Annotated in this window: 22 protein-coding genes, 1 tRNA gene and 2 pseudogenes; 8 read left to right on the top strand and 17 right to left on the bottom strand. The window is 72.5% G+C overall.

Going from position 1 to position 25,428, the window contains the following annotated elements:
- Positions 1–406 precede the first annotated feature (406 nt).
- Positions 407–547, top strand: coding sequence for a hypothetical protein (locus WMF17_RS16185; RefSeq protein WP_437650300.1), 141 nt, complete (start codon positions 407–409; stop codon positions 545–547).
- 45 nt (positions 548–592) lie between these two features.
- Here the strand turns inward: WMF17_RS16185 and WMF17_RS16180 are convergent, their stop codons facing one another.
- The 4 genes from WMF17_RS16180 to WMF17_RS16165 form a co-directional block, all read right to left on the bottom strand.
- Positions 593–853 carry a LysR substrate-binding domain-containing protein gene (locus WMF17_RS16180; RefSeq protein ID WP_437650298.1) on the bottom strand — a complete coding sequence of 87 codons (261 nt, stop codon included), beginning with the start codon at positions 851–853 and terminating at the stop codon, positions 593–595.
- A gap of 619 nt (positions 854–1,472) precedes the next feature.
- Complete coding sequence (locus WMF17_RS16175; RefSeq protein ID WP_437650296.1) at positions 1,473–1,808, bottom strand: hypothetical protein; 336 nt, start codon at positions 1,806–1,808, stop codon at positions 1,473–1,475.
- Positions 1,805–2,125 (bottom strand): hypothetical protein, encoded by a 321-nt coding sequence (locus WMF17_RS16170; protein ID WP_437650294.1) that lies wholly within the window; start codon positions 2,123–2,125, stop codon positions 1,805–1,807. The genes WMF17_RS16175 and WMF17_RS16170 overlap by 4 nt, the downstream gene beginning before the upstream one ends.
- 2 nt (positions 2,126–2,127) lie before the next feature.
- On the bottom strand, positions 2,128–3,243 hold the full coding sequence (locus WMF17_RS16165; protein ID WP_437650292.1) for a hypothetical protein: 1,116 nt from the start codon (positions 3,241–3,243) through the stop codon (positions 2,128–2,130).
- A 374-nt stretch (positions 3,244–3,617) separates the two neighbouring features.
- Between WMF17_RS16165 and WMF17_RS16160 the strand changes: the two genes are divergently transcribed.
- Together WMF17_RS16160 and WMF17_RS16155 are read left to right on the top strand one after the other, a co-directional pair.
- Positions 3,618–4,994 carry a YecA family protein gene (locus WMF17_RS16160; RefSeq protein ID WP_437650291.1) on the top strand — a complete coding sequence of 459 codons (1,377 nt, stop codon included), beginning with the start codon at positions 3,618–3,620 and terminating at the stop codon, positions 4,992–4,994.
- A 614-nt stretch (positions 4,995–5,608) separates the two neighbouring features.
- Complete coding sequence (locus tag WMF17_RS16155; RefSeq protein WP_437602981.1) at positions 5,609–6,742, top strand: hypothetical protein; 1,134 nt, start codon at positions 5,609–5,611, stop codon at positions 6,740–6,742.
- Between the two features lie 162 nt (positions 6,743–6,904).
- On the opposite strand, the gene WMF17_RS16150 is transcribed toward WMF17_RS16155, so the two are convergent.
- The 3 genes and pseudogenes from WMF17_RS16150 to WMF17_RS16140 form a co-directional block, all read right to left on the bottom strand.
- Entirely contained in the window at positions 6,905–7,306 is a 402-nt protein-coding gene (locus tag WMF17_RS16150; protein WP_437650290.1) for a DUF6968 family protein, read from the bottom strand.
- Between the two features lie 638 nt (positions 7,307–7,944).
- Complete coding sequence (locus tag WMF17_RS16145; RefSeq protein ID WP_437651503.1) at positions 7,945–10,707, bottom strand: hypothetical protein; 2,763 nt, start codon at positions 10,705–10,707, stop codon at positions 7,945–7,947.
- A 508-nt stretch (positions 10,708–11,215) separates the two neighbouring features.
- A pseudogene (locus WMF17_RS16140) lies at positions 11,216–11,425 on the bottom strand (DUF6531 domain-containing protein); the annotation flags it as partial.
- Between the two features lie 296 nt (positions 11,426–11,721).
- Between WMF17_RS16140 and WMF17_RS16135 the strand changes: the two are divergent.
- A pseudogene (locus WMF17_RS16135) lies at positions 11,722–12,036 on the top strand (tyrosine-type recombinase/integrase); the annotation flags it as partial.
- 121 nt (positions 12,037–12,157) lie between these two features.
- Here the strand turns inward: WMF17_RS16135 and WMF17_RS16130 are convergent.
- Positions 12,158–12,230, bottom strand: a tRNA-Lys gene (locus WMF17_RS16130).
- 350 nt (positions 12,231–12,580) lie between these two features.
- Between WMF17_RS16130 and WMF17_RS16125 the strand changes: the two genes are divergently transcribed.
- The gene (locus WMF17_RS16125; RefSeq protein WP_437650288.1) at positions 12,581–13,345 is read left to right on the top strand and encodes a S1 RNA-binding domain-containing protein; all 765 of its coding nucleotides are present in this window, start codon (positions 12,581–12,583) and stop codon (positions 13,343–13,345) included.
- 590 nt (positions 13,346–13,935) lie between these two features.
- Here the strand turns inward: WMF17_RS16125 and WMF17_RS16120 are convergent.
- Positions 13,936–14,136, bottom strand: coding sequence for a hypothetical protein (locus WMF17_RS16120; protein ID WP_437650286.1), 201 nt, complete (start codon positions 14,134–14,136; stop codon positions 13,936–13,938).
- 4 nt (positions 14,137–14,140) lie between these two features.
- Here WMF17_RS16120 and WMF17_RS16115 point away from each other — a divergent pair, with 4 nt between their 5' ends.
- Positions 14,141–15,559 carry a L,D-transpeptidase gene (locus WMF17_RS16115; protein ID WP_437602977.1) on the top strand — a complete coding sequence of 473 codons (1,419 nt, stop codon included), beginning with the start codon at positions 14,141–14,143 and terminating at the stop codon, positions 15,557–15,559.
- An 83-nt stretch (positions 15,560–15,642) separates the two neighbouring features.
- On the opposite strand, the gene WMF17_RS16110 is transcribed toward WMF17_RS16115, so the two are convergent.
- Entirely contained in the window at positions 15,643–16,080 is a 438-nt protein-coding gene (locus WMF17_RS16110) for an acyltransferase (protein ID WP_437602976.1), read from the bottom strand.
- A gap of 419 nt (positions 16,081–16,499) precedes the next feature.
- On the opposite strand from WMF17_RS16110, the gene WMF17_RS16105 reads away from it, so the two are divergent.
- Entirely contained in the window at positions 16,500–17,303 is an 804-nt protein-coding gene (locus tag WMF17_RS16105; protein WP_437650284.1) for a hypothetical protein, read from the top strand.
- Between the two features lie 135 nt (positions 17,304–17,438).
- On the opposite strand, the gene WMF17_RS16100 is transcribed toward WMF17_RS16105, so the two are convergent.
- Positions 17,439–17,831 carry a response regulator gene (locus WMF17_RS16100; protein ID WP_437602974.1) on the bottom strand — a complete coding sequence of 131 codons (393 nt, stop codon included), beginning with the start codon at positions 17,829–17,831 and terminating at the stop codon, positions 17,439–17,441.
- A 205-nt stretch (positions 17,832–18,036) separates the two neighbouring features.
- Positions 18,037–18,456 carry a DUF309 domain-containing protein gene (locus tag WMF17_RS16095; protein ID WP_437650282.1) on the bottom strand — a complete coding sequence of 140 codons (420 nt, stop codon included), beginning with the start codon at positions 18,454–18,456 and terminating at the stop codon, positions 18,037–18,039.
- A gap of 113 nt (positions 18,457–18,569) precedes the next feature.
- On the opposite strand from WMF17_RS16095, the gene WMF17_RS16090 reads away from it, so the two are divergent.
- Positions 18,570–18,767: a hypothetical protein gene (locus WMF17_RS16090; protein WP_437650280.1), complete on the top strand. Its 198-nt coding sequence runs from the start codon at positions 18,570–18,572 to the stop codon at positions 18,765–18,767.
- Positions 18,768–18,795: 28 nt separating this feature from the next.
- On the opposite strand, the gene hflX is transcribed toward WMF17_RS16090, so the two are convergent.
- The 5 genes from hflX to WMF17_RS16065 all read right to left on the bottom strand — a co-directional run bounded on the left by hflX (position 18,796) and on the right by WMF17_RS16065 (position 25,372).
- On the bottom strand, positions 18,796–20,235 hold the full coding sequence (gene hflX / locus WMF17_RS16085; RefSeq protein ID WP_437602971.1) for a GTPase HflX: 1,440 nt from the start codon (positions 20,233–20,235) through the stop codon (positions 18,796–18,798).
- A gap of 220 nt (positions 20,236–20,455) precedes the next feature.
- Entirely contained in the window at positions 20,456–22,375 is a 1,920-nt protein-coding gene (locus WMF17_RS16080) for a GAF domain-containing protein (protein ID WP_437602970.1), read from the bottom strand.
- A 120-nt stretch (positions 22,376–22,495) separates the two neighbouring features.
- Positions 22,496–23,917 (bottom strand): WD40/YVTN/BNR-like repeat-containing protein, encoded by a 1,422-nt coding sequence (locus WMF17_RS16075; RefSeq protein ID WP_437602969.1) that lies wholly within the window; start codon positions 23,915–23,917, stop codon positions 22,496–22,498.
- 11 nt (positions 23,918–23,928) lie between these two features.
- Positions 23,929–24,390 carry a FixH family protein gene (locus WMF17_RS16070; RefSeq protein WP_437602968.1) on the bottom strand — a complete coding sequence of 154 codons (462 nt, stop codon included), beginning with the start codon at positions 24,388–24,390 and terminating at the stop codon, positions 23,929–23,931.
- Positions 24,383–25,372: a hypothetical protein gene (locus tag WMF17_RS16065; RefSeq protein ID WP_437650278.1), complete on the bottom strand. Its 990-nt coding sequence runs from the start codon at positions 25,370–25,372 to the stop codon at positions 24,383–24,385. The genes WMF17_RS16070 and WMF17_RS16065 overlap by 8 nt, the downstream gene beginning before the upstream one ends.
- Positions 25,373–25,428 lie beyond the last annotated feature (56 nt).

Here is a 25,428-nt window from a genome sequence, read left to right as displayed (position 1 = left end):
TGCCACCTCAAAATGCGCGCCTTTCTGCGGCTGCGGCAACCGGCATCACGAGCCGGCCGGCAGCCAGGATCCGGCATGCGGAAGAAAAAGGCCGCTGCTCGTGCGCGAGGAAGCTACCGCGCAGGGACGGGCCCAACCGAGGCGCCGCGGGTGGTGTGCGACAGGTGATCGCGATCAGCGATCGGCTGATCGCGATCAGCGCTCTGTACCTGGCCTCGCACGGTGAAGCCGTCTTCAGCACTGCACCCGGGGGTTCGCCTGTCGTCTCTCCTCGGCAGCCTCTTTCATCTGCTGCAGCCTTTCCTCCGCCGCCGCTTCGAGCTCCTGCCGCGCAGCAGCAGGTGCCACTCGCGGCGCGTCCCTGTCGAGTTGGCTCGCGCAGGCCGCCCCGCGCTTCGCTCTCGTCATGTTCCCGCTGCCCGCGACCACGCCAGCCATCACCATCGCGCAGGCGTGGCACCCCCGCTTCGATGCCGACCCCGCGCACCGGTGGCTGCGCGACCGGCTCCGCCGCGTCTGCCGGTCAATCGCGGAGTTCGGGGCGTAGCGACGCCCGGTCCAAGACGCCAGACCAGAGCCATCAACTCCCCTCTCACCCACGCCGCGCGCTCCGCCGGCGCTCTCCCCGCCGCCGCGGCCCTGACGGCGCGAAGATCTCCGCAAAGAAATCAATAAACACCCGAACCTTCGGCAACAAATGCCGATTCTTCGGATACAGCGCGTGAATCGGCCAGCTCATCGTCCGAAATTCCTCGAGCACGGTCACGAGCGTCCCCTCGGCCAGCGCTTCCTTCGCGAGAAAGTCGAACATCGCCACGATCCCGCTCCCGGCGATCGCGAGGCACTTCAGCACTCCACGTCGTTCGCGTGGATCGGCGCTGCGCTCTGTGTCAATTTCAACGGCGCACCGGCCTGGGGTGTGCCAAACGGCTCGATCCTGTGCCAAGCGAGGGGGGTCCGGCACCGGCACAGACGCAATGCATTGCGACACACCGGGTCCCGGACCCCTCCGGAACGTGCCACGGACCGTCTTTCGGGTGGATTTTTGTGCCAAACAGCGTCCAAAACCGCGCAAATCTGCGCCACCACCCCCTCGGAAGCGCCAGTTTTTGTGCCAGATGGGGGGTCCGGACCCCTCCGGACCGCAATCCACTGCGTTCGCGCGGCCTCGGGACCCCCTCCGGACCGCAATCCACTGCGTTCGCGCGGCCTCGTCGATGCGGGCGAGCGCGCCGAGATCCACGATTCCGCGAGCGACACGTGGACGTCGACCCCGCCGCCGAATTTCCGCCACACCTGGGCCCCTCACCCCCCTTCTCAGCGCGCCGGCTGTGGCCGCGTTGCGCGGCCGCGCAACGAGCGCACTCAGCGTCTCGCCGATCATGGCGCGGACGGCGGCGATTCAGGATGGGAATCGCCGCGCTCCGAAGGTCACTTCCTCTGGGCGAGGCCGGCGCGCCGCGGTTCCCATCCTATCCCCAGGGGGCCAGCACCGCCTTGCGGAGCGCGAGCGCAAGGGCGAGCTGGTCATCGAGGCGCTCTCGCCGCAGCTCCGCGATGATCCCGGAAAGCTCACGGACGGCGAGGTCCGCGTGCTCCTCCTTGAGTGCCCCCAGGAAGTCGTCGACGCCGCGGAGGAGCCCGTAGTTCTCCCACGCGGCGAGCTCGAGGAGGTCGCGCAGGAGCCCGTCGAGCCCGGCATGCTCGCGGGCGAGCGCGAGGTACGCGCGCTCGCTCGCCGCGAACACCTGGCTCATGTCCGCGAGGGAGTCGTCGACCCGGTCCATCATCTCGATGATGACCGTCATCGCCGCCCGATCGCCTCCGGGGTCCGCGCGAGGCGCGCGAGCCGGCCACGAAGGTCGACCACCTGCGCCAGCATCGCCTCGGCCACGTCGCGGTCGAGGCGCCGATTCGCGGTGCGCGCACGGAGCTCACGCTGGATCGCAGCGAGGCCGCGCGGCTCCGCCAGCGCCAGCCGCAGGAGCCACCGATCCCAGTGGCAGAAGGCGACGCCGTCGATCTCGCGCCACGTCTCCGGGCCGTAGCGCACGCCGTCGTCGAGCGGACGCTCCGCTGGCTGCGGCGGCGGGCGCCTGGCTCGGCCCTCGTCTTTCTTCACCATCTTCACCATCGCCTCGGCGCGTTCTCCCGCTTCCAGCGGTCGAAGAAGCCCCGGCGCCGCGACTGTCGCTTCCGCATCACCTCGAACCTCTCCGCGAACCCAGCGCTCGTGCCATCGCGCGCGGCAAGGTCGCGAAGGTCGATGGCCAGCTTCAGCGCCTCGTCGTGGGCGCTCTTCGCGACAAGCGCCTCCAGCTCGCTCCACGCTGCGTCGAGCCGCCTCGCGAGCGCGTCGAGCTGCTTCGTCCGGGCGGCCTCTGCGGCCTTGCGCGACCGCTCGGCGCGGAGCGCCTCGGCGCGCTCTCTCTTCGCGCGGCGCTCCTCGGCCGCCGCGCGCAGCTCCGCGACGGTCCGCGGAGCCCTGGTGGCTTTCGCCTTCACCCGGGCACGGAACGCGCGGCGCAGCTCGGCGCCGAGCGCGAGATCCGGCTCATCCACCGCGCGTCGTAGCCACTGATCCTTTGTGCGCGCGGGGAGCGCGCCGACCCACGCGCGGAGGGCGTCGGCATCCTCTGGCTCCGCGCCGCTCGGCTCCGCCGCGGCCGACAGGAGATCGCCGTCGAGGCGAAGGAAGCCGACCATCGCCTGGAGCGGCGCGGAGAGCTCGCGAAGCCCCGGCGGCAGTGGCGGCTCCGTCTCGTCGTCCTCGACATCGCCCGCCTCGACCGCGAGGAGCCACGCGAGGTACGCGGCGCGCAGATCTCCGCGCAGAAGCTCGTTCCGTACCGGCACCAGCGAGGAGAGCGACGCGCCGCTCGTGAAGTCGTCCTCGGGCTCCTCGGTCTCGCTCACCAGCTCGAGCACGACGCGCTCGCCGGCCTCCGTCATGCGTGCTGCGCCGCCGGGGAAGTACGGGTGGAGCTGCTTCCTGTCCACGCGCGCCGCCGGCAGCCGGAGCATCAGCCGCCGCGTACCCCAGTTGGCGAAGTAAAGGTGCGCGTCGAAGTAGCGTTCGAGGAGCTTCGCCGGATCGGCCTTGAGGTTGCCCCACTGGTACTCGTTCCAGAAGCGCGTGGGCGTGATGTCGGCGCGCGTCGAGATGGCCCTGAGCTCCGCCATCTGCTTCGGCGTGAGGGGACGATCGAGCGCGACGAACTCGTACCACTGGTACTCGCTCATCTGTCCGCGAGCTCCCTGGCTAACACGCGGGCGGCCCCGGCACAGGTACGCCAGCGAGACATGGCGTCTCCTTGGCGAGCAGCCCGGCGCCCGCGCCGTTCAGGTACAGATTCACAGCCCGTGCCGGCACAGCCCGAGAAAGCGGAGCCGCGCTCTCCCACGTATCCACCGCTTCATCGGCCACTGTTCCTGCCGCGACACTCCCACCGGCAGCGCGTCGTTCCATCCATGGGCCTCCGGACGCGGACGAGATCATGGCCCGGCGAGATCGTCTAGCTTTCCGCCGATGCGTTTGAATTTCTCACAAAATCAAACCGATGCTGGATGAAATAGCGGGCTTGCCGCTCTCTGTCCGCGCGGGTACCCAGGCCGGCGTGCAACACGCGGAGCACTTCCTCTCACGCCTCGATCGCCTGCCGCGCAGCGAGGTGGATCTCGCTCTCGAGCTCTACCGCGACCCGGAGCTGCTCCGCGCCGTGCTCGACGCCGCGACGCTGCCGGAGCGCGTGGAGCGGGTGGCGATCTCGCTCGACGATCCCGTGCAGGGGCCGTTCCTGGTCGTCACGCGCAGCGGCCACTTCGTCACGTGCCTCGGTCGGGGCATGCGGGCCGGGGATCTCCCCATCGTGAAGCGCGGCGAGCTCGACGCGATCGCTCGCAAGGTGACCCGGCTCCGGGAGAAGATGGTCCTCGCGAAGCAGCTCGGCGGAGAGCGAGCGCACGCGCGCCTGCTGCGGCGCCTCCTCGTCGCGTCCGACTCGGTGAGCCGGGAGGACTTCCTCGCCGTCGCGGCCTGGGAGCCGCTCCTCGGACCGGTGTTCCTCGACCTCTACCTGGCCATGGGGCGGGAGCTCTCGCTGCAGGGGCCCATGCTCCGGACGCGTCGCAGCCGCCGGGCCCAGGACGAGGAGGTCCTCCACGCGTACTGGAACCTCCTGCACGCCGCAGGGCACATGGCGCTCCTGGGCGCGATCACGGCCGATCGAGACCAGTACGTGTCGCTCACCGACCAGCACAAGGGAGCGCGAGCCGCGTTCAGCTATCCCCTCACCGGGACGGGCGTCGTCACGTTCATCCTCAAGGGCGCGTGGGCGGCGGCGCGCCTCGGCAAGCTCATGCTGCCCGACTACAAGCGGGCGCTCGCGGAGGACGTGAGCTTCTTCGAGCTGCTCGACACGTTGTTCGCGCTCCTCGCGATCGGGACCCGGGCGAAGAACACCCGCGCCGAGATCGTGAAGGCGCTTCACGCGGCCCCCAGCACCGCCCTCACGCCGCAGGCCAAGCGCCTCCGGGAGGTGATGGGCCGCGAGGTGCAGCTCTGCTGCGAGATCACAGCGCAGTTCCTTGAAGCCCCTGCCGAGGAGCTCGAAGCGATGCTCCGCAGGGTCGGCGAGAGCTACTTTGAGCCGGACGCGGCGAAAGTGGATGACCCGATCCGAGAAGAGCTCGTCCGCACGCTACCGTTGATGTCCAGGGCCGACGGGATCACGGACGGCAAGAAGCTGCTTGTGTCGCTGAACCTCATCGCGGCCACGGCTCGTTGCACGCCGGAGCAGTTCTACCTGCCGGGCGCGCTCGCTGAGGCGCTCCACGAGCCCTGGACACCGGCCAATACGTGGATGGTGCTCGACCCGCTGCTGAAGGCGGCTCAGGCGGGGCGCAGGCCGGGCGCGGGCACGGCACCGATCGGGCGGCAAGCTCCCTGTCCCTGCGGAAGTGGGCGCAAGTGGAAGAGGTGCTGCGGGAAGTAGGTCCAGCGAGAGGCTCCAAGCAGCTACGGCAGGAGTAGGCTCGAGAGGGGCGCGTCCGGTGATGCGACAAGCGCGTCGGTGAGCGAGCGGAGGCGCCCCACGAGCGCCGCGATGTCCGGCGCTTCGAAGAGCTCCGCGCTGTGAGACCACGACGAAGGAGGTGCCCACGCTCAGCGAGTTCGCCCCGCGGTTCATCGAGGGCTACGCGGAGGCGAACCGGCAGAAGCCGAGCGGGATTCGAGTTCGACGAGCTCGACCGGCTCGTCGAGGGCGCCAGGAAGGGGCAAAGTGGGCAGGAAGGTGGGCAGACGGGAGGAGGGGGTGGTGCGGGTGCAGGCGGGGGGCGAGAGCTGGCGATGGCGGCGCTGAGGGCGAGAGCGCGGGGGCGGAGACGGGGGGGCGGGGCGGAAGCGGATAACGCTGCATTGGCGGAGCCCATGACGCGCGCCATAGCGGCGGGATACCTCCCGGCCACGAGCCCCCTGCGGCACGCCGCGTGATTGACGGCTTCTGGCGGGAGCACCAATGAATGTACAAGGTTGGCGCCGGTCGCCCCCGTCGAGGGCACGAATGCGTCAACCGCCGGCCGCGGCGCCGAGGAGGAGGACCTCGCCATGAATCCGCTGTTTTCCAAGGGCCGCGCCCTGGCGATTGCCATCGCCATCGCCATCGCCCTCCCCGCTGCCGCCTTTGCGGCGGAGCGCCGCCCCCCGCAGTTCGTCGTGTTCTCCTTCGATGGGTCGCTCGCGCTGGACCGCTGGGAAGACACCCTCCGCTTCGCGCGCGAGCTCAGGGCGAGACAGGCGCCGAGCTTCGGCTTCACCTACTTCATCAGCGGGGTCTATTTCCTCGCGCCCGAGAACAAGACGATCTATCACGGGCCCAGGCACCGCCCCGGCCAATCGGACATCGGCTTCAGCCGCAGCAGGGCCGACATCCTCGAGCGCATCGATTACGTCAATCAGGCCGACGCGGAAGGGAACGAGATCGCCTCGCACGCGAACGGGCATTTCCAGGCCAAGGCGGAGGGCTGGACAGAGGAGGACTGGGAGAGTGAGCTCAGGCAGTTCAACCTGCTCACCTTCGATGAGGTCTTCAGGAACAACGGCTTCACGGCCGCCGAGGCCGGCGAACATGCCTGGCGCCCCGGGATCAAGGCGGACGTGATCGGCCTCCGCGCTCCCTACCTCGCGGTGACCCCCGGTCTCTGGCCTGCTCTGAGGAAGTTCGGCTTCAAGTACGATGCGAGCCGCACGGCGCCGGCGGATTACTGGCCAGAGAAGCTCGATGGCGTGTGGAACTTCCCGCTGGCCGAGCTGAGGATCGCGGGCACCGGCAAGAAGACCCTCTCGATGGATTACAACTTCTACTACGCCCAGTCCAGCGCGCGGCCGGTGAGCGATCCCGTCAAGTGCAAGCAGTTCGAGGATCAGACCTACGAGACGTACCTCGACTACTTCCACGGCAATTACAGCGGCAACCGGGCGCCTCTTCACATCGGCCACCATTTCTCGCTCTGGAACCAGGGCGCCTACTGGAACGCCCTCAAGCGCTTCGCCAGCGAGATCTGCGGGAGGCTCGAGGTGCGATGCGTGACCTACCGCGAGCTCCAGGAGAGCCTGGAGGCCTTCGGCGAGGAGCGGATCGCCGAGTTCCAGAGTGGAAACTTCCCGCGGCTGGATCTCGACAATCCGTGGATTGCCGCCTCTCCCGAGGGAGGCGATCGGGCAGCGGCGCCTGACGAATAGGGGATGAAGAGAGCCCGGGGCCCCCGGGCCCTCCTCCCGCGATCCAGCGACGAACCTGGGAAGCCCGCTGCTACTGCAGCAGCGCCCGCCTTATCTCCGCCGCGATCGGCGTCCCCGCCCAGCCACGCCCCCTCTCGGAGCATGGTGCCCTCGGGAGGGGGGTCAGCCGGGCGCCCCCTTCTTCTTCGCCTCCACGGCCTTCTCGATCTCATCCTCGATCAGACGCTCCATCCTGTCCTCGAAAGCGCGGCCAAAGATGTACGGCACGGCGACGGGGAATCCCGTCTCTCCGGGCTCTCCGTCGCACCAGGTGACCGGAAGCCCAGAGTTCTTGAGGGACTGACGAGCCGTCTCGAAGGCGAGCTGTAGAGCTTGCACGGCGTCCACACCGTAGGCGGAATCTCGCACCGCTTCCTGAAGTCCCTGAATATCGACCGGGCACGCCCAGTCGCCGGACGGCTTCCGCATGGGCTTGCCGATGGTGACGGTCACCACCCGGCCGGGCTCGCCTACGACCGAGAGGCGGCGTTCTGCGATGGGTTCGAGCGGGGTGTCGTCCTGCATCAGGACGCACCTTGCGGCCCCTTCCCGCAGGGTGTCAAGCGGACGTTCTCTTCACGTACCGTAGTGCCAGTAGCACCAGCCGAGGCACGCGACCAAGCTACCCTTCGCCGCCGCCCAACAACCGGCCCTCAAGCGAGGATCCGGTGGTAGCTGGGCGCAAAACTGCTCCATCGCCTGCTGTCCGTTCCGACATGCCCGGTTGCACTCGTCCAGGGAGTCAGGCAGTTCGACCTCGCCGCTGGCCGCTTCAGGTTCGTCCACCTCTGGCGATGCTCCACATCCCATCGTCATCGCCAGACCTGTGGCTCCGAGAAGACCCAGCACACGCAGCAGCCGTCTCATGTGCTCCCCCCGAGGAGCACGTGGAGCCCGGCCCCTGGCCACGTCAAGGACGAGCCTGCCTGGTCCGACCTCCCGCCCCTCCGGGCAGGTTGGGCCAACCCGGTCAATCACGATCCCACTTCGGGTCACGCTCGGGTCAACGAGGCACCCTCTGGTCAGCGCCGGTCAGGGTGGGTCATTATAGACCTCAATCAAGCGCTTGATCGAGGACTAGGTCGAGGAGGCGGTGCGGTTCGGCAGTATTGAGACTCAGGGCCAGGGGAAGGGCTCGGTGCGAGAGATCTCTCCGCGGACGCTCAGGGCATCCACCGCGCGACGTCGGCGATCTCCCGGGCCACCTCGGCGACGCCCTGCGATCCAGCGACGCGGGCGAACAAGGGCGCCAGGTGCCCGAGGTCGTCCTTCGTCCAGTCGTCGAGGAGATCAGGCCGCCGCTTCCAGTCGAGGTCGTTCAGGAGGCGCTGGCAGAGGCGACGCGCGTGCGGATCGGTCATCGAGGCGGCCAGCGGGACCAGCGCAAAGAGCGCCTCGTCCTCGTCGCTCGGCAGCTCGAGGGCGCGCGCGAGCAGATCGCGCGTGATCGCCGGCGCATGGTCTGGCGAGGCCCCGGCGATCGCGACCAGGGCTGGCCACGTGGCGCCGAGCTCGCGTGACAGGTCGAGGACCGCATCCGCCCCGAGAGCCCGGGTCCACGCAGCGGCGTTCCGCTCGAGAAGCGTGCGCGCGCCGTCGCTCGCTCGCAGCTCGCTCGACAGCTGGGCCCAGGCGGCCTCGCGGATCGCGGCGGGGAGATGCGCGAGCAGCGCGGACCGTACCTCGATCCGGTCCGATGCGTCGGGCAGCGTCGCCACGAGCGCGAGCGCATCATCCACGCGGCCCAGATCGCAGAGGCGCGCGGCGACGGCCGTCACCACCGGGCGCCGGAAGCCGGCCGCAGCCGCGCACGCCTGGACCAGCGCGGGCGCGGCGCCGGCAGGTGCGTGCGGCGCAAGCACGCAGATGCTCCAGCACGCGTCCGCCGGCAGCGCGTCGTCCGCCAGCAGCGACAGCGCGAGCCCCAGCGCCTCCGACGCGCCCGCTTCCCGCTCCGCCGCGGGCAGACCCGCAGCAAGGCGCGCGAGCACCAGGTGCCGCTCCGAGGGGGGCAGCGCCTCGGACCATGCCCAGAGCCCGCGCACCACCGAGGGAGACAATCGCGCGGCGGCCTCCGAGAGCCGCCGCAGCTCGTCGCTCCTCGCGTCGGCCGGGACCTCGGCGAACGCGGCGCGACCGAGGTCGAGCGCCTCGGAGTCGGGCAGCAGCGCCGCCAGGGACACGCGCGCGATCCGGCTCTCCTCGGTCCGCTCGCGACCGAGCCGCGCCGCCGCCGCGCGCGCAGCCGTCACGCGCGTCTGCCCGTCGAGCTCGCACACCGCGGCGGCGAGCGCGGCCCCGCCGGCGTGCTCCTCGCTGGCGGCCTCGAGCGCCCAGCCGAACACAACGGCGCGCTCGGCGTCGGGCAGCTCGCGCGCCAGCCGGATCAGGGCGCCGGCGCGCTCCCCGGCATCGGCGATCGGCCGGACGGCGTCGAAGACGTCCTCGCCGACGCGCGGCATCTCGATGCGCGGTCCGGCGGAGCCCTCGCCGCCCTCGGCCCCTTCCCCTTCCTCCTCCTCGTTCTGCGCGGCGAGCGCGCGCCGCGCTTCCTCGAAGCCAAGGATCGTCCGCACGGAGCTCGTGACGAGCAGGCAGCGGACCCGCGCGGCCAGCGCCGCCACGACATCGCCCCCGGCGGCGGCATCGATCAGAAGGCTCGCCGCGCAGGCTGCCGTCGCGTCCACGTCGGCGATGAACCCGGACGACCCATCCGGGCGCGTCCTCCACACATCGAGCCACGCACTCGAGACCAGCTCGAGCCGCTCTGCGAGGCTCGCGTCGACCCGCTCCAGGTGAGCGCGCCAGTTCCGGCATACGTACTCGGAGACCGTGCCCGAGGCGAATGCGCGCTTCCCGTGGTCGGCGAACCGGTGATCGATCGCCGCGCGCTGGTGCGGCGCGATCCGCGCTAGGGCGGCCTCCGCCCAGGCCGGGTGACGAAGCGCGAGGCCGGTCTCTCCGGCGGCGACGAGCGGTCCGATCAGCTCGTTCCAGGCTCCGGCGCTCACCGTCGAGATCGCGAAGAGCTCCTCCCCCTCGATCGGCCCGAGCGCGCCTGCAAGCCATGGCAGCGCGGAGAGGATCGAGCCGCCGGCGCAGAGCTCGAGGACCCCCGAAGCTCCGACGGGAGCGCCCGCGAGCGCCGTTCCCACAGCCGCGAGATCCCGCGAGAGGGCCTCGATGAGCGCCTCCACGAGCAGCGGCTCGCCGCCGCTCACCCGTGCAACATCATCCTTCACGCTGGCCGGCAGATCGCCGCGCCTTCGCCCGATGGCCTCCACGACCTCGTCGGCCGCGATCGGTGGCAACGCGACCACCTCCGTCTCCTCCCGAATGCCTCCCTGCGCCTCAAGCGAGCGCGCCGACAGCACGGCGCGCACGCCGGGGCCGAGCTCTCGCAGGAAGCGCTGCGCTGCATCGGGGGTCCAGGTGACGGCCTCGTCGAACCCGTCGAGGATCAAGACGAGCGGCCTGCTTCCGGGCGGGCGGCCCTCCTCAAGCATGCTCGCAAGGTCGCGCCGCGTCTCCTCGACCCCGTGCGGCCGTTCGCCGGTGCGCCGCGGCGACCTGAGGAACGGAGCCACGCGCGCGTAAAGGAGGTTCAGCGCCGTAGGCTCCAGCGCCGTACCGAACCGGCGGCTCACGGGGACGAACGCGACCTCGTGTCGGCCCGCGCGGGCCAGCTCCAGGGCCCAGGTGCCCAGCAGCGCTGACTTTCCGCGCCCGCTCGGCCCGAGCAGCGCCACGCGCGCACCACCATGCTCCAGCCACCCTTCGAGGCCCGCCACGGCGCCGGCGCGCGCCTTCCCGCCGAGCGGGGTGCTGCGGCAGCGCTCGACCTCGCGCCAGAAGGCAAGGACGCCGCGCTCCGCCGCCGCCGGGCCCATGGCCGGCGCATCCGGTGCTCGCGAAGGAGGGATCATGGCTCGGCGAAGGGCGGCGTGCTCGAGGGAGCGGTCCTGAACGACGTGACGTGAGCCCGATGGGGCTCGTATGTGAGGTGAGGAGGGGTTCCTGGTAGGTGTAGCGCGTCGTGTATCCGTCAGCGTCGGTCGCGGACGTGAGATCCCCGGCTTCGTCGTACGTGTACCGCGCGAAAGCCACCCAGACACCACGCTCCTGCGCGTTCTTGATCTCGAAGGCGCCGATGCGCCCGTCGGGCGCCCGCCGGACTCGGACGGTCCGGCCGACGCTGTCGGTGATCTCGGCGAGCACGCCTTCGCGGTACGAGAGCCTGATTTCGTTGTTGTATCGGTCCTTGATCGCGGTGAGCCGGTACCGCTTCCCCGCCGCTTCGGCGAACACGTACCAGCGGTCATCGCCGGTATCGAAGACAAAGCCGCGCTCCTCCCGCGCGAGGACCCAGCCGTGAGGGCCCGCCGCGCCGGCGCCCACGGGCATCGCCTCGAGATCGACCGGCCCATCGTCGGTCCAGACGCGGATGATGCGCCGGCGCACCTCGATCTCCCACGCCAGCGAGTGGCTCCACCCGAACCCCAGCCCGACGTCGCGCTCGTGCGCCGCGGTGGTGTACGCCCGCACGATCGAGAGCGGCAGCGGTCCCGGAAGCTCGAGGTCGACGGCGGGAATCGTGAACACCCGGCCCGTCACCACATCGACCGGGTCGCCCTTCGCAGCCATTCCAGATTTTTTGCCGCCATGGTGGTTCGGGCAGCCGGCGCCGTCGCCGCCTGCGCTGCCACACGCGGACTTCCCGCCGCCGCTGGCTTCCTTGCCGCCGTTGGCTCCATTGCCGCCCTGCTTACCTCCAGAGCCGTTACCGCCAGCGCCGCCGCCCCCGCCTCCGGCCCCACCCCCTCCCATGATGAAGACGCCCGGGTTCATTCCAGGGATGGCGGGAATGTTCGGTACAGGCGCAGTGCGGGCCATGGTCTTCTCCCGGATCTCGTGCGGCCTTCGCCGTGCGATCCCGGCGAATGTACACCACCAGGCACAACCCCGAGGCCTTGGTCTTCCCCGGCGCCCGGGGCGGCCGCGTCTCCAAGGGCAAGACCCCGCTCATCCGCAGCGAGATGGTCCCCCTCCCGACCGGCCGCCGGAAGCAGAAGAAGGCCGACCTCTTCGACCGCTACATCGCCGCGACCGGCATCACCCGCCCGGTCCGCTGGCACGACCTCCGCCACACCTGCGCCAGCTCGCTCGTCGCCGACTGGTGGGGCCGTCGCTGGACGCTCGAGGAGGTCCGCGAGCACCTCGGCCATACGTCGATCGCCTCGACGCACCGCTACGCGCACCTGAGCGAGACGGCCATCAAGGGCGCCGTCCGCCAGACGCCCGGGTGGGCGCCGCTGCTGCCCACCTCCGCCTCGATTCCACCTGAGGTTTCGCGTCTAACCCCTCGGAATCATTCAGTGGGTCGACAGGGACTCGAACCCTGGACCTACGGATTAAAAGTCCGCAGCTCTACCGACTGAGCTATCGACCCGATTCAGCGGCGGGCGAAGCTAGCAGAAGCCCCTGGCAGGTTCCACCTTTCCTTTCCAGCCGCGTCGTCGCCCATCCACCCGGCCCGTCGCTCCGGCCAGCCCGCCGCCGGCGGCTCCGGCTCGGCTCATCCGCCTCCTACTCCCCTCGCGACCTCGCCTCCCCCGCGCGCCCAGCCGCATCCCTCCGCGTCCCGCGTCCGCCTCTGCCCCCGTCCCCCGCCCATCCTCCCCTTCCCACCTCCCCTCCCTTTCCCCCTGCTCGCCTCACCTCCCCGCTTTCCACCCCGTCCCTCGCTTCCCCTCACCGCCGCCTTCCTCACGCCCTCGCCTCGCGCTATGAGGTCGCGCCATGTCGCCGTCACGCCCTTCCGCCGCCTCCAACGAATCGTTCGCTTCGCTCTTCGAGCAGTCGGAAGGAGCTGGCAAGCAGCGTCGCCGTCAGTACCACACGGGTGAGACCGTCGAGGTGACGGTGGTCGCGATCGCTCGCGAGGCGGTCTTCGCGGATCTCGGTGGCAAGCAGGAGGGCATGTTCGAACGCCCGGCCCTCAGCGACGGCGACGGCAAGCTCCGGGTGGCGGTCGGCTCGCGCGTTTCGGCGGTGGTCTCCGGCGTCGACTCGGGCACCGGCCAGGTGCGCCTCTCGCCGGTCGTCGTGCGCGCGAGCGACGACGGCGACGGTTCGACGTCGCTCGCGGTCTCCGCACCTGCTGCGGGCGGCGCGCCGTTGCTCGTCGAGGGGGCGCGGGTCAAGGGCAAGGTGACGGGCATCGAGCGGTACGGCGTTTTCGTCCAGATCGCCGGCACGTCGGGTCGCTCGGGTCGTGGGCTCGTCCCGACGGTCGAGACGGCGACGCCTCGCGCGGCCGACCTGAAGAAGCACTTCACCGTGGGGCAGGAGATCGAGGCGAAGATCCTCAACGTGGACGAGTCCGGCAAGATCCGCCTGTCGATCTCCGCCCTCCGCGTCGACGAGGAGCGCGGCCAGTTCGAGTCGTACGCCAAGGGCGACCGCCCCGGCGGTGCCGGCGGCGCCGGCGACAAGGGCGCCAAGCCTGCCCCTCGCAACTTCGGCACGCTGGGCGACCTGCTCGCGAAGAAGGTCAAGCGCTAGCGCGCCTTCTCCGTCTTCATCCTCCCTCCCTACTCCCTTTCCCTCACGTCTCTCTCGGCCTCCCCCCATCCCGCCGGCAGGAGATTGCATCTCCCCCTCGGTTGAGCGTACACCTCGCCCGCTGAGCCCCTTGCGGCCCCGGTTTCAGCTTCTCTCGCCCGCCGGTCTCGCGCTCGCGCTCGCGCTCGCGCTCGCCCCCGCGGCCCTGCTCTCTCTGCCTTCGCCTTCGCGCCGATGCTTCCCTTCGCTCGAGCCTCCGCCCCCGCGTCGCTGCCCCCATCGCAGCGCTCCCCGCGCGCCTCGCGCTCCCGCTCTGGCTCCCGCTCCTGCCCCACGGCGCTCACCGGCTCCCTTGCCAGCGCCGGCTCGCTCCCTTTCTCGCTCGCCTCCGTCGCCTCCGCCCCCATCCTCGCCTTGCTGACCGCAGCCTGCGCTCCGGCCCAGGATCCTCCCGGCAGGGCGACCGACGATCCCCTTGCCGGCTCCCCGGAAGCGCCCGCTCCGCTCGCCTTCTCTGCCGCTTCCGCCAACCCGGGTCTCCCCTCGCTCGCCCCGGCAGCGCCCTCCGCTGCCTCTCTCTCGCCCTCGCCTCACCCGCTGTCGTCCGCGCTCGCGGACCAGGCGCCCTCTCCTGGCTCCCCCTCTCCTGGCTCCCCCTCTCCTGGCTCCCCCTCTCCTGGCTCCCCCTCGCCCGGCGCCGCGTTCCCTGCGTCCCTCACGTCGTCTGCCGCCTCCTCCTCGTCCGCGAAGGAGGCCACCCTTCCGGGCCAGGGCGCGAAGATCGCCAGCATCGCGATGCGCACCTGGATCTACGTCGCCCCCGACGAACGCGCGACGAGGCTCGGCTACCTGCGCGCTGGTGCGGTGGTCGACCGGGCCGAGCTCCCGGCGGGCACCGACGGCTGTGCCGGCGGCTGGTACCGGATCGCGCCGCGCGGTTACGTCTGCGTTGGCAAGGGCGCCTCGCTCGCGCTCGAGCACCAGGTGGTCGCCGCTGCCGTGCGCGGCCCGCGCCGTGGAGCGCCCGTGCCTTACCACTACGTCATGTCGCGCTCGCGCCCGCCGCACCTCTACTTCCGGCTCCCGACCGCCGAGGATCAGCGCCGCGTCGAGGGCTCCACGCTCGGCGTCCACCTCGCTCGCGCGGCTGTTGCGCCGTCGTCGTTGCCGCTCGACCCCGTGCCGGCCTTCCTGCTCGCCGGCCGGGATCTCCCCAAGCCGTACGGCGCCGAGGAGAAGCTCCACTACTCCGTGCACACGGGCCGCGCCAAGGAGAGCTCCGCGTTCGGCCTGATCACGACCTTCGAGTGGACAAACCGCCGCTTCGGCCTCACGACCGAGCTCGACCTCATCCCGCTCGATCGCACGCGTCCCGCGCGCCTCAGCGAGCTGCGCGGCGTGATCATCAAGGATCTCGACGTCGGCGGCGCCGACGCCCCCGCGAGCGCCGCCCCGGACGCCGCGAGCTTCTCCATCGCCGAGCCCCCTGCCGACGAGCTGCCGCCCGCGCCGCCTGGCACCGACCCTCGCGTCGATCCCAGCCTGAAGGGCGCCCCGGCCTTCGTCCGCGTCCACGGGGCGACGCGGCAGCGCCTGTCCGCCTCGGGCCGCGCGCTCGTCGGCGCGGGCGCTGCGCCGTTCCGGTCGGGCTGGGTGCTCACCGGCCGCACGCGCGGCGGCGCCAAGGGGCTCGTCGAGACCACGGAGGGCTCATGGCTTGCCGGGAGCCACCTCGTCATCGCCGAGCTGCGCAAGGACCCTCAGGGGTTCGCGCGCGACGGCAAGAAGTGGATCGACATCTCGATCCGCCGCCAGATGCTCGTCGCTTACGAGGGCACGCGCCCCGTGTTCGCGTCGCTCATCTCCAGCGGTCGCAGCGGCATGGCGGATCCCGGGGAGACCGACGCCACCGTCCGCGGCTCGTTCTACATCCACGCGAAGCACGTCTCGACCACGATGGATGGCGACGACGAGGCGACCGAGGCGTTCGATCTGCGCGACGTGCCGTACACCCAGTACTTCCACGGCGGGTACGCGCTGCACGGCGCCTACTGGCACGACGAGTTCGGCAAGGCGCGCAGCCACGGCTGCATCAACCTGGCCCCTGCCGACGCGGCCTGGCTCTTCGAGTGGACCGAGCCCGCCGTCCCGCCCGAGTGGCACGGAGCCCTCAACATCGAGGGCGGCGGCACGCTCGTGTACGTGCACGGCTGAGCTGGCGTCGCTGCGCGAGGCGGCCGATGCCTCGCGCGCGAAGCCAGCTCACCGCCGGTGCGCTGCTGGCTCTCCCGTCCCTGTTACTGGCAGGACGCCGGCATCTGCGCGCCGAGCAGGAGGCCGCGCAGCGTCGAGAGCGCCTGCCGGCCCTGCGGCGAGTTCGCGAGGCCGTCGCACGCCGAGGCCGCCGCGAGGTAGCCGCCCTGCTGCTCGGGCGGCGCCGACTTCGCGTTCTGGCGCAGCGCCGCGCAGCACTTGCGGATCCCGCTGGAGTCGCCGGTGACCACCTTCTTTCCGGCGTCCGCGTCCGCCGCGTCGACGTCCGCCGCGTCCGCCCCGGCGTCCTCTTCAGGCACGATCTGCGTCGTGGGCGTCGGCGTCGGGGCCGGCGTCTCGACGGTCGGCGCCGGCACCGGCGGCAGCTCCTCTTCCTCCTTCTTGCACCCGTTGCTGACCAGAGCCACCGCGAGGGGGAACGTCAGCGCCCCCAGAACCGTGAAGAGCCGTGTAGGTTTCATCTCGCCTCAAGTATCCGATTCGCGTTTGCGTGGGAACTTCTGTTCGACGACGGACGCCCCGATCGTAACCAACTTCCCCGAGGGCGTGCGGTCATGAGCCCCGCCGACCGCACGCCCTCGGCGCTCCGAGCGGTCGAAGTATGGGCGTCGCAAGCCCCCTCGCAAGATCGCGAACGCCGCCGACGGGCACGCCTCAGGTGCGCCCCGACCGCGCCTGCAGGCTCGTCCGTCGCCGCGCGCGCGGGGCGGAATGGAGGGCGGCGAGGTGCGCTGGCCGTCGTGCAAGGCGATCCGGCGCGCGCGCCCCTGGCCCAAGCGCGCGCTCGCGCGCATGTCCAAACCACGAAAGGACACGCCGACCGGCCGGGGGAGCGTCACGACTCCAGCGTTCGACCGATACGGCTGAAGCAGAAGCAACCATGAAGAGCACGCAGCACAAGGAGTGGAGGAACGAACACCGATCGGCTGTCACCGGCCCCGCAGATGACACCTCGGTCACGTTCGCGATCGACGCGCCGGCGGCCGGCGAGACCGCTGCCGCGGCGCCCTCGCCCGCGTCCGTGGAGCGGGCCGCGGGCGAAGATCGCGACGTGCCCTCGGGGCAGATCGACCTCACCGCGCTGGGCGCCGACGCGGAAGGCGCTCCCCCCCAGGTCCTCGACCTCTTGCCGATCTTCCCGTTCGGCGAGCCGCCTGCGTCCATCCGCGGCCCTGCATCCGCGCGCGGCCCTGCATCCGCGCGCGGCCCCGCGTCCGCCCGCACGCCCGCGGCGCCGTCGCTCGACGCGCCGGGGCGCGCGTGGCGCGGCCGCTCGGCCGCCGCCCTGCTCGCGGCCGCCGCCGCGGTTGCGGCCCTCACCGCGGGCGTCTCGGCCCCGGACGCTGCCCCCGGGCCTCCCGCGACGGCTGGGCTCGCGGCCGCGGCGCGCTCGATCGAGGCGCGGCTCCCGCGCGTCGATGCGATCACCGTCGATGCGACCGCTGCCGCGCCTGCGGAGCGCGCGCCCACCGCGCCTCGCGTCGACGGCGCCGTCCCTGCCGACGAGCCCGGCACCACGACCTCGCCGCGCGCGCCCGAGGGCCGCGCGCGGGCCACCGGGGCAGCCGCTCCGCCGCACGGCAAGGCCGACCCCGCGGCGCCGGGCACGACCGACCGCCGCGCTCCCGCCGACCCGTGCCGCGGCGACCTGATGTGCGCCATGCGCCGCGCGACCGGCGGCTGATCCACCGCGGCAGAAGCGACCCATGCGCCGCCGAGCGACGGATCCGCGTCGCTCGGCGGCGGCCCCTCCACGCCGCCGAGCGGCCCCTCCACCGCCGAGCACCTCGGGCCCGGATCGCGCCCGGCCTGACCCCGCTCAGGCGGAGGCGGAGCTCGGGCCGGGCGCCGAGCCGGCGTGCACCGCGATCGAATCGAGCAGGCGGTTCAGATCGAACGGCTTCGCGACCGACGCGCACGCGCCGACCTCGCGGGCCCAGCTGCCGGCGTCCACCGCCGCCGTCATGACCAGGATCGGCGCGCGCGGACCGGGACACGACGCGTACGCCCGCGCGAACCCCCAGCCGTCCATCACCGGCATGCGCATGTCGAGCAGGATGAGGTTCGGCCTGTTGCGCTCGAGCAGCGCCAGCGCAGCCTCTCCGTCGCTGGCCGAGAGGACGTCGTAGCCCTCCTCCACCAGCGTGATCTCGAGCATCTCCCGGATCTCCTGATCGTCGTCCACGATCAGGATCTGCTTGCGCCGTTTCACGCGGCTCCTTTCGGTTTGCAGCTTGGCTCGAGGCGCGATGCTCGCCTGCCCCTCCATCCCGGTTCCACAGGTTCCGTCTGCCACGCGTCCCCCCCACACGGGCGGCCCCGTGCGATCTCCACCCAGGCAAACGATGTCACGCCGGCGTCCCACGTCGCACGTGACAAGCGCAATCTCGACTGCGGAGCCCGTTCTGGGCAGAAGTTCACGCCCGCGGACGCGCGCCGGCCGGTGAGGACGCCGCGATCTCCATCCTGGGCAGAAGCGACGCATCGAGCTCTGTCCTCCCCTCGCTCGCGCGTTGTTCGATCGCGCGCGCTGCGCGGGCGATGTCGCCGGACAGGAGATCGACCGCGACGCCGCCCATGCCCTCTGGCACGCCCGCGAGCCGCGCGTGCGCCTTGTCGAGCAGGCGCACCGCCCCCGACGGGCTTCGCATCCGCGTGAGCTTGTGCAGGGCCGCTGCGACGAGGATGAGCCCCTGGAGGAGCGCTTTCCGCACCGGATCCGGCTCGTCGCGCCACCCGGCCTCCCACAGCTCGTGCGCCTCGTAGAACAGCCCGGCGCGGTAGGCTCCCAGCCCGCGCAGGACGATCGCTTCGAGCTCGGCGTCGGGGGTGTTCATGGCGCGGACCGGCGGCAGAGGCGAGCAGATGCAGAAGACGAGCGGAAGACGAGGAACGATAGCATGCGCCCCGGCGCGCCCGCGCTCCGCCCCTGCGGTGCTACGCTCGGCGCGTGCAGCGGTGGATCCTCGTCGGGGTGATCGTTGGGCTCCACCTCGTGGCGTTCGGGATCGGCCTGTTCCTGCGCCGCTACCGGCTCCGGCGCCGCCCGCTGCCCTCCGCCGCGTCAGCGCGGCACGCGCCTCCTCCCGCCGCCGCCCGCCGCGCTGACGCCGCACGCGCCCCCGCCGCCCGCCGCCCGCCGCGCTGACGCGCCTCCGCCCGCCGCCGCGGCGCGCTCAGCGCGCGAGCAGGCTGCGCAGCCGCTCGAGCGCCACCGGGTGCGCCCGCACCGAGAGCCGGCCGCCGGCGTCGTCGTACTCCTCCGAGAGCACGCGCGCGTTGTCGTAGATCTCCCCGATGAGGCTCTGCTTCGCGTACGGCAGGAGGAGCTCGGCCTCCACCATCGACTGCTCGAAGAAGACGATGATCGCCTCGCGCAGCGCCGCCACGTCGGCCGGGGTCTTCGCCGAGAGCAGCGTCGCCTCGGGGAACTCGAGGCGCAGCGCGTCGCGCTCCTCCTCCGGCAGCCGGTCCACCTTGTTGAGCAGGAGCCGGCTCGGCACCTCGCTCGCGCCGATCTCCGAGAGCACGCCGCGCGTCACCCCGAGCTGATCGCGGAACGTCGGGTCCGACGCGTCGGCCACGTAGAGCAGGAGCGACGCCTCGAGCGCCTCGTCCAGCGTCGACCGGAAGCTCGCCACGAGATCGTGCGGCAGCTTCTTGATGAAGCCGACCGTGTCCGAGACGAGGATCCGCGGGCGCACCTCCGGGTGGAGCGCGCGCACCGTCGTGTCGAGCGTCGCGAACAGCTTGTCCGCGACGAGCACCTCGCTCCCCGTCAGCGCCCGCATCAGCGAGGACTTGCCGGCGTTCGTGTAGCCGACCAGCGCGACGCGGCGCTGCCCCTGCCGGAGCGCGCGGCGCGTCGACTGCTCGCGCTGGACCGCGCCGAGCTCGTGCTTCAGCTCCGCGATGCGGTCGCGGATCTTGCGCCGATCGAGCTCGAGCGCGCTCTCGCCGGCGCCCTTGCCGCCGATGCCGCCGCGCTGCCGGTCCCCGCCGCCGCCCGTCTCGCGCATCCGCGGCGCGACGTAGTTGAGCCGCGCGATCTCCACCTCGAGCTTCGCCTCGCGGCTCCGCGCGTGGCGGTGGAAGATCTCGATGATCACGCCCGCCCGATCGAGCACCTGCGCGCCCGTCGCGCGCTCCAGGTTGCGCGCCTGGCTCGGCGAGATGTCGTGATCGACCGCCACGACCGTCGCCGTGCGCGCCTCCCGCCGGGCGCCGCCCGCGCCCGTCGCCGCGACGCCGCCATCCTCGCCGTCGTCGTCTGCGTCGTCGGCGTCATCGCCGAGCTCGCCGTCGGCCTCGTCGCCCTCGCCGCTCTCCGCGGCCCGGCGCGCGCGTGCCTTGTTCTTCCGCTCGGGCGCGCCCGAGGGCACGACGCCGCTGCCGCCCGTGAGCTCCGCGAGCTCCTTGAGCTTGCCCTCCCCGAGCACCGCGGCCGCCGCGAGCGCGCTGCGCCGCTGTGACACGGTCGCGATCACGTCGAAGCCGAGCGTGTGAACGAGGCGGCCCAGCTCGGCCAGATCAGCGGCGTGCTCGACATCGTCGACGCCGGGGAGCTGCACCCCGACAAGCACAGCGAGAGGACGTTCCGTTTGGGTCGTGGTCATACGATGGTGTGCGAGGGCGGGAGCTTCGCCATATCCACCCCCGCGACGCAAGCCGCGCGCTCTCCCGGCGCACGCGAAAGACCGCCCTCGGGGCGTCCCCTGGGCTTATCCCGGCGCGGACCACGGCCGTGCAGGGCCGCCCCGACGCCGCCGGCAGGCCGTCACCTCGTCGAGCGCCCGCCCGCCGCGCTCCGCGCGACGCCGCCGCGCTCGCGCCGGCTCACCGCGCTCGCGCCGCCTCGCGGTGCAGCCGCGCGCTCTCGATGGCCAGCGACGCGAGGCGCCCGAGCTCCGCGGCGACGCCCGTGTCGTCGTGCCGGAGCTCGCGCTCCACCGTCCAGAGGCTCAGGAGGCCGAGCTTGCGGCCGCGCGCCGCGAGCGGCACGAGGATCGCCGAGCGGGCCCCGAGCTCCCGCAGCGCCGCGAGGTGCTCCGGCCCGCGGGCGACCCGCTGCAGCCACGGATCGGTGACCAGCGGGACGAGCGTGGGCTCCCGGCGGGCCACCGCCTCGGCCAGCGGGCCGGCCTCGCCGAGCAGCAGCGGCGGGTGCTTGATGAGCCGCGGCAGGAGCGCCCGCGCATCGGCGAGGCGCGCGGACGCGACGAGCCGCGGGAGGCCGCCGTCGTCATGGTCGAGCGCGCAGAGGTCCGCGAAGCGCTCGCCGCCGAGCCGCACCAGCTGCTCGACCGTCGCGTCGTGGTCGTGCGACTCCGCCAGCAGCGCGCTCGCCTCGATCACGATCTCGCGGCCGCGCTCGGCCTTGCGGAGCTCCGTCATGTCCTCGACGGTCATCACGGCCGCCGAGATCCGCCCGTCGGCGTCGCGCACAGGGGTCGCGCTGAAGCTCCCGAGGCGGCGCTCCCCGTCGCCGCGGATGAACTCGAGCTCCTCGCGGACGACCGTCTCGCCGCCGTGCAGCGCCCGGAAGAGCAGCCAGCGCGCGCGCTGGTCGTCGTCCGCCTCGCTGAGCAGCGTGCGCATCGGCGCGTTGCTCGGGGTCTCCTCGGGGCCGCGGACGATCTCCGCGAACCGCCGGTTGCTGAGCGCGACGGTGCCCGCCGCCCCCTCCGCCACGGCCACGCCGACCGGGAGCCGCTGGATCGCCGTCTCGAACCGGCTGCGCTCCGAGGCGAGCTGCTCGCGCAGCTGGGCCTGCGTCGCGAGCGCGGCCGCGCGCTCGGCCGCCTTCCTGAAGAGCAACCGGTCCCCCTCGGAGAACTCGGCCACGCGCCGGGAGCTCACGACCGCGACGCCGACGAGGCGGCCCTCCGAGAGCATCGGCACGCCGTAGAGCGCGTGCAGCGCGTCGCTCGGGCGCTCGCTCTGCGCGCCCGACTCGGGCCCCGCCGCGCCGCCCCCGGCGTCGGTGGCGAGCGGATCCGGCGCCGCCGAGCGCAGCGCCACCGGGCGCCGCTCGCGGACCACGCGGCCCACGAACCCCTCGGCCAGCCGGTAGGCGCGCAGGCCCCACAGCGCCTCGTCGACGCCGATGGCCGCGCGGATCCGCAGCACCTCGCCCTCGATCAGCAGCATCACCGCCCAGTCGACCGAGCGCGCCGACTCGAGCAGCACCTCGATCAGCCGCCGCAGGAGCCGGTCGATGTGCACGCTGCCCATGCCCTCGGCCGAGACGCGATCGAGCGCCCCGAGCGCGCGCTCCCGGGCCGCGGCGCTCCGCGTGGCCGGATCGATGATCACCTGATCGAGCGCCTCGTGCAGGACGGTCATCTCGAGCCACGACGGCTGCGTGCCGGTCCGCTCCAGGAGCCGGAGCACGCAGCGGCGCAGCACCGAGTACTGGGCCGTCACGTCCTCCAGCTCGAACCCGTCGCGCAGCCTGTCGAGCACGCGGAAGCCGAGCAGCGGCTCGGGGAACTCGGCCGACAGCGACTCGACGCCGGTCCACGAGTCGCGCGCCTCGTCGCCCTGCGGCACCACCGCCGCGGACACGGCCGCGTCGAGGCGCTCGGCGATGCGCTCGAAGACGGAGGGCAGCTCGTCGCGCAGCGCGACGTAGCCCGGGGACTGCTCGCCCGGCGCGCGGCGTCTCTCGGCGCGCTCCCACGCCGCCAGGATCTCCGCGCCGTGGGCGCGGAGGAAGGCGGCGAGCGGCGACTTGGGGAGATCTCTAGGGGCCATTCACGCGCTGGCCGTAGCCGAGGCCCCCCCAGTCTACGTCAGCCCGCGATGGCGTAGATCCAGAAACGAACCGGCGGGCCTCCGGCCCACCCGGCTCTCGCACGGACGGCGTGGCGTCGGTCACGATCGCTCCGTCCGGTCGCTCCGACCGGCGCTCGCGTGCGCCCGCCGGCGCGCCAGCGCGAGCGCCCCGGCGGCCGAGAGCGCGAGCCAGATCACGCTCCTGCCACCGGGCAGCGCGGCGGCGCCGACGTTCGCGGCGCCGGGCGCGCCGATCTTGCACCCGCACCCGGCCGGCTCCTCGACGGGCGGCGGCGCCGATCCCCCGCTGCCGGTGCCGGCGTCGCCGCCGCACTGACGGGAGCCGATGGTGAGCGCCGTCGCGCCCCAGAGGTCGGAGCAGGTCGAGGCCGCGTCGCTCTCCTTCGCGCACTCGATCGGACCGCAGAGCCCGTCGCGGTGCAGGAGGGCCTCGAAGCTCTCTCCCTCGTCGACGGAGCGACCGACGGTGAAGCCGTCGGCGAACTCGTCGCCGCAGGCGAAGAGCGCCGCGGCGGTCCAGGTCAGGCAGCGCGCGCCGACGTCCGAGATCTTCTCGAACTCGAGCGAGCTCGTGGGCGCGCGCAAGATCCCGTCCCGGGGGCCGCTCACGATCACGCTCGCTCCGTCCGGCGACAGCGCGAAGCCGAGGAGGTCGCCCTGGCTCTCGAAGACCGTGGTGAAGCTCTCGCCACCGTCGTGCGAGACGATCAGCGCGTCGCTCGGATCGCCGTCGAGCCGCACGTAGAGCGTATCGGGGTCGGCGGGATCGATCGCGCCGATGTACGGCAGGTGCATGTCGTCGCTCCCCGGGATGTCGAGCCGCTCCCAGGTCGCGCCGCGGTCGTCGGTCCGCTGCAGGGCCCCTGTGTACTCGGGCGCGCCGAAGCGGCCGCTCACGTAGACGCGATCGCGGTTCGACGGGGCTGCGTCGACCGTGTGGGCGAGGAAGTCCTCGGGCAGATCGGCGCCCGCCTTCGTCCAGCGGTTCGCGTTGTCGCCCGTCTCCCAGAGCTGGGTCAGGAACCGCCCTGCCCCGAGCCCCGTGCTGACGACGAGCACGGCCCGCGCGGGGTCCTCGCGATCGGCCGAGAGGTCGATGACGTAGCGGTCCAGCAGCTCGCCCTGGGCGAACGACCAGTCGCAGCCGCCGTTCTTCGATGCGCTGAGCCCGTCGAAGACCCCGGCGAGGATCGTCCCGTCGGCGAGGAAGGCCAGCATCGGGTCCTCGTTCCCGCCGAAGCCGACGACCGGCTCGCAGATCCAGCGCCACGTCTCGCCGCCGTCGTGCGTGGAGAGCAGGCCGTAGGTCGCGCGCACCATCAGGCGCGACGGATCGCTCGGGTGGCTCGCGATCAGGCCTGCGGCCGGGAAGCGCCCGTTGGCCGAGGCCGGCGCGGCGAGCGACGCGATCGCGAGCAGCGCCGCGGCGGAGAGGGCCAGGCGGCCGCGCCGCGGCGCGCTCGGCCTCGGGCGAGACGTCGCCTTTGCGAAGGTGTGCACGGGGCGGAAGCCTACTGCACCTCGAACGTGAATCCCGCCTCGTCGATGAGGGACGCGGCCAGGGCGCGGCATTCCACATCCCAGGCGCCCTGCATCGACAAGGGCACGTTGGCCACCTGGTACAGGCCGGGCTCGATCTCCACGCCGTCGTGCCCGGACCCGTGCCCCATCGAGAGCATCCTGGCGTACACGCGGAGCTTGATCCGCTTCACCGGGTTCCCCGAGTCGGTCCAGGTGAGCCGCACGTTGAAGGTGTTCGGGCCCCGCTTGATCGGCTCGGTCGATTGCACGGCGAACTCGATGCGCCCGTTGACGCCGACGTCCTGCCGGTCCCCGGGATCCGGCTCCCGGTCCGAGGATCCGCAGCCCTGGAGCAAGAGGACGGCGAGCGCCGCGAGCGCCGCGCGGCGGGCCCGCGCCCCGCGGCGCTCCCGAGATGACCTGGTGAGCAGCCGATCCCGCGGTTCAATCATGTCGTCCCCACACGTAACGGAGGCCTGCCGACAGGGCGGCGAAGGCGCCCTCGCTGCGGCCGATCCCGGAGATCGGCACGTCCACCTGGAGGTTGCCGACGGCGGTCCAGCGCGCGCCGACGTCGTGGGCGAGCACCGCGAGCAGCGCCGTCCGCTCACGCGCTCCGCCCCGCGTGGGGCGGCCGCCGGCCACGCGCGGGTATCCCTCGCGCTCGTAGAGGCCGCCCACGCTGAGCGAGGTGCCGGAGGCCCACACGGGCCCCGCCGCGGCGAGGACCTGCAGGCGGCGCGCGGGCTGCACCTCCTCGCCGCCCGCGGCGTGGTAGCTCGTACGGACGCTGATCGACGCGGCGAGCAGCGCATGGACCGAGTCCCACGACTTCTCGAAGACCATCCCCGGCCGGAATTCGGCCACGCCGAGGCGGGTCGTGTCGGCGCCGTTCGCGCCGACGTCGATCGCACTGGCGCCGCCCGTGTCCACGCCGGCAGCGCTGACGCCGACGGGCTCGAACACGGGGTCCTCGCCGTACCCGGTCGGGAGCGTGACGCCCAGCGTGAACGCGGCGGACGGGATCCACGGGGACATGGCGCCCTCGATCAGCGCGATGCGGCCTGCCGCGCCGATGTCTCCCACGTCGCCGCCGGATAGCGTGTCGTCGAGGCCCGCCCCGATCCAGGTGTGCCGCAGCGGGAGGGAGATGCCGAGCTGGAGGCGCTCTTTGATCCGCACCATCCACCCGACGTCGGCCCTCAGCTCGCGGTGGTAAACGCCCTCGCCGTAGGCGTCGAAGTCCCGCTCCGGCGTCCACGTCCCGAGCTGCTCGGTGAACCGGAGCGAGAAGCTCGCCGCGGCGCGCTCCGAGGGCGCGAGCCACTGGGCGATCCCGTGGCCCGCCCCGCAGCAGGCGGACGCGCGCGCGACGCCCGGAGACGCCGCGAGCGAGAGGAGGATCGCGGCGCCGGCGAGGGCTCTGGGCAGCACGGACGCTGCTATAGGCGACGCGGCTCCCCGGTGACATGCGTCATGTTGTCGCGCGG

Source organism: Sorangium sp. So ce362, assembly GCF_051519845.1.
Lineage (GTDB): Bacteria > Myxococcota_A > Polyangia > Polyangiales > Polyangiaceae > Sorangium.
This window is presented reverse-complemented; position numbering and strand designations above follow the sequence as displayed.

Excerpts from the sequence above, each read along its gene's own strand:
- WMF17_RS16185 (WP_437650300.1), top strand. The coding sequence starts at position 407 with ATGTTCCCGCTGCCCGCGACCACGCCAGCCATCACCATCGCGCAGGCG.
- WMF17_RS16175 (WP_437650296.1), bottom strand. The coding sequence starts at position 1,808 with ATGACGGTCATCATCGAGATGATGGACCGGGTCGACGACTCCCTCGCG.
- WMF17_RS16170 (WP_437650294.1), bottom strand. The coding sequence starts at position 2,125 with ATGGTGAAGAAAGACGAGGGCCGAGCCAGGCGCCCGCCGCCGCAGCCA.
- WMF17_RS16165 (WP_437650292.1), bottom strand. The coding sequence starts at position 3,243 with ATGAGCGAGTACCAGTGGTACGAGTTCGTCGCGCTCGATCGTCCCCTC.
- WMF17_RS16155 (WP_437602981.1), top strand. The coding sequence starts at position 5,609 with ATGAATCCGCTGTTTTCCAAGGGCCGCGCCCTGGCGATTGCCATCGCC.
- WMF17_RS16150 (WP_437650290.1), bottom strand. The coding sequence starts at position 7,306 with ATGCAGGACGACACCCCGCTCGAACCCATCGCAGAACGCCGCCTCTCG.
- WMF17_RS16145 (WP_437651503.1), bottom strand. The coding sequence starts at position 10,707 with ATGATCCCTCCTTCGCGAGCACCGGATGCGCCGGCCATGGGCCCGGCG.
- WMF17_RS16125 (WP_437650288.1), top strand. The coding sequence starts at position 12,581 with ATGTCGCCGTCACGCCCTTCCGCCGCCTCCAACGAATCGTTCGCTTCG.
- WMF17_RS16120 (WP_437650286.1), bottom strand. The coding sequence starts at position 14,136 with ATGCTGGCGATCTTCGCGCCCTGGCCCGGAAGGGTGGCCTCCTTCGCG.
- WMF17_RS16115 (WP_437602977.1), top strand. The coding sequence starts at position 14,141 with ATGCGCACCTGGATCTACGTCGCCCCCGACGAACGCGCGACGAGGCTC.
- WMF17_RS16110 (WP_437602976.1), bottom strand. The coding sequence starts at position 16,080 with ATGAAACCTACACGGCTCTTCACGGTTCTGGGGGCGCTGACGTTCCCC.
- WMF17_RS16105 (WP_437650284.1), top strand. The coding sequence starts at position 16,500 with ATGAAGAGCACGCAGCACAAGGAGTGGAGGAACGAACACCGATCGGCT.
- WMF17_RS16095 (WP_437650282.1), bottom strand. The coding sequence starts at position 18,456 with ATGAACACCCCCGACGCCGAGCTCGAAGCGATCGTCCTGCGCGGGCTG.
- hflX (WP_437602971.1), bottom strand. The coding sequence starts at position 20,235 with ATGACCACGACCCAAACGGAACGTCCTCTCGCTGTGCTTGTCGGGGTG.
- WMF17_RS16080 (WP_437602970.1), bottom strand. The coding sequence starts at position 22,375 with ATGGCCCCTAGAGATCTCCCCAAGTCGCCGCTCGCCGCCTTCCTCCGC.
- WMF17_RS16070 (WP_437602968.1), bottom strand. The coding sequence starts at position 24,390 with ATGATTGAACCGCGGGATCGGCTGCTCACCAGGTCATCTCGGGAGCGC.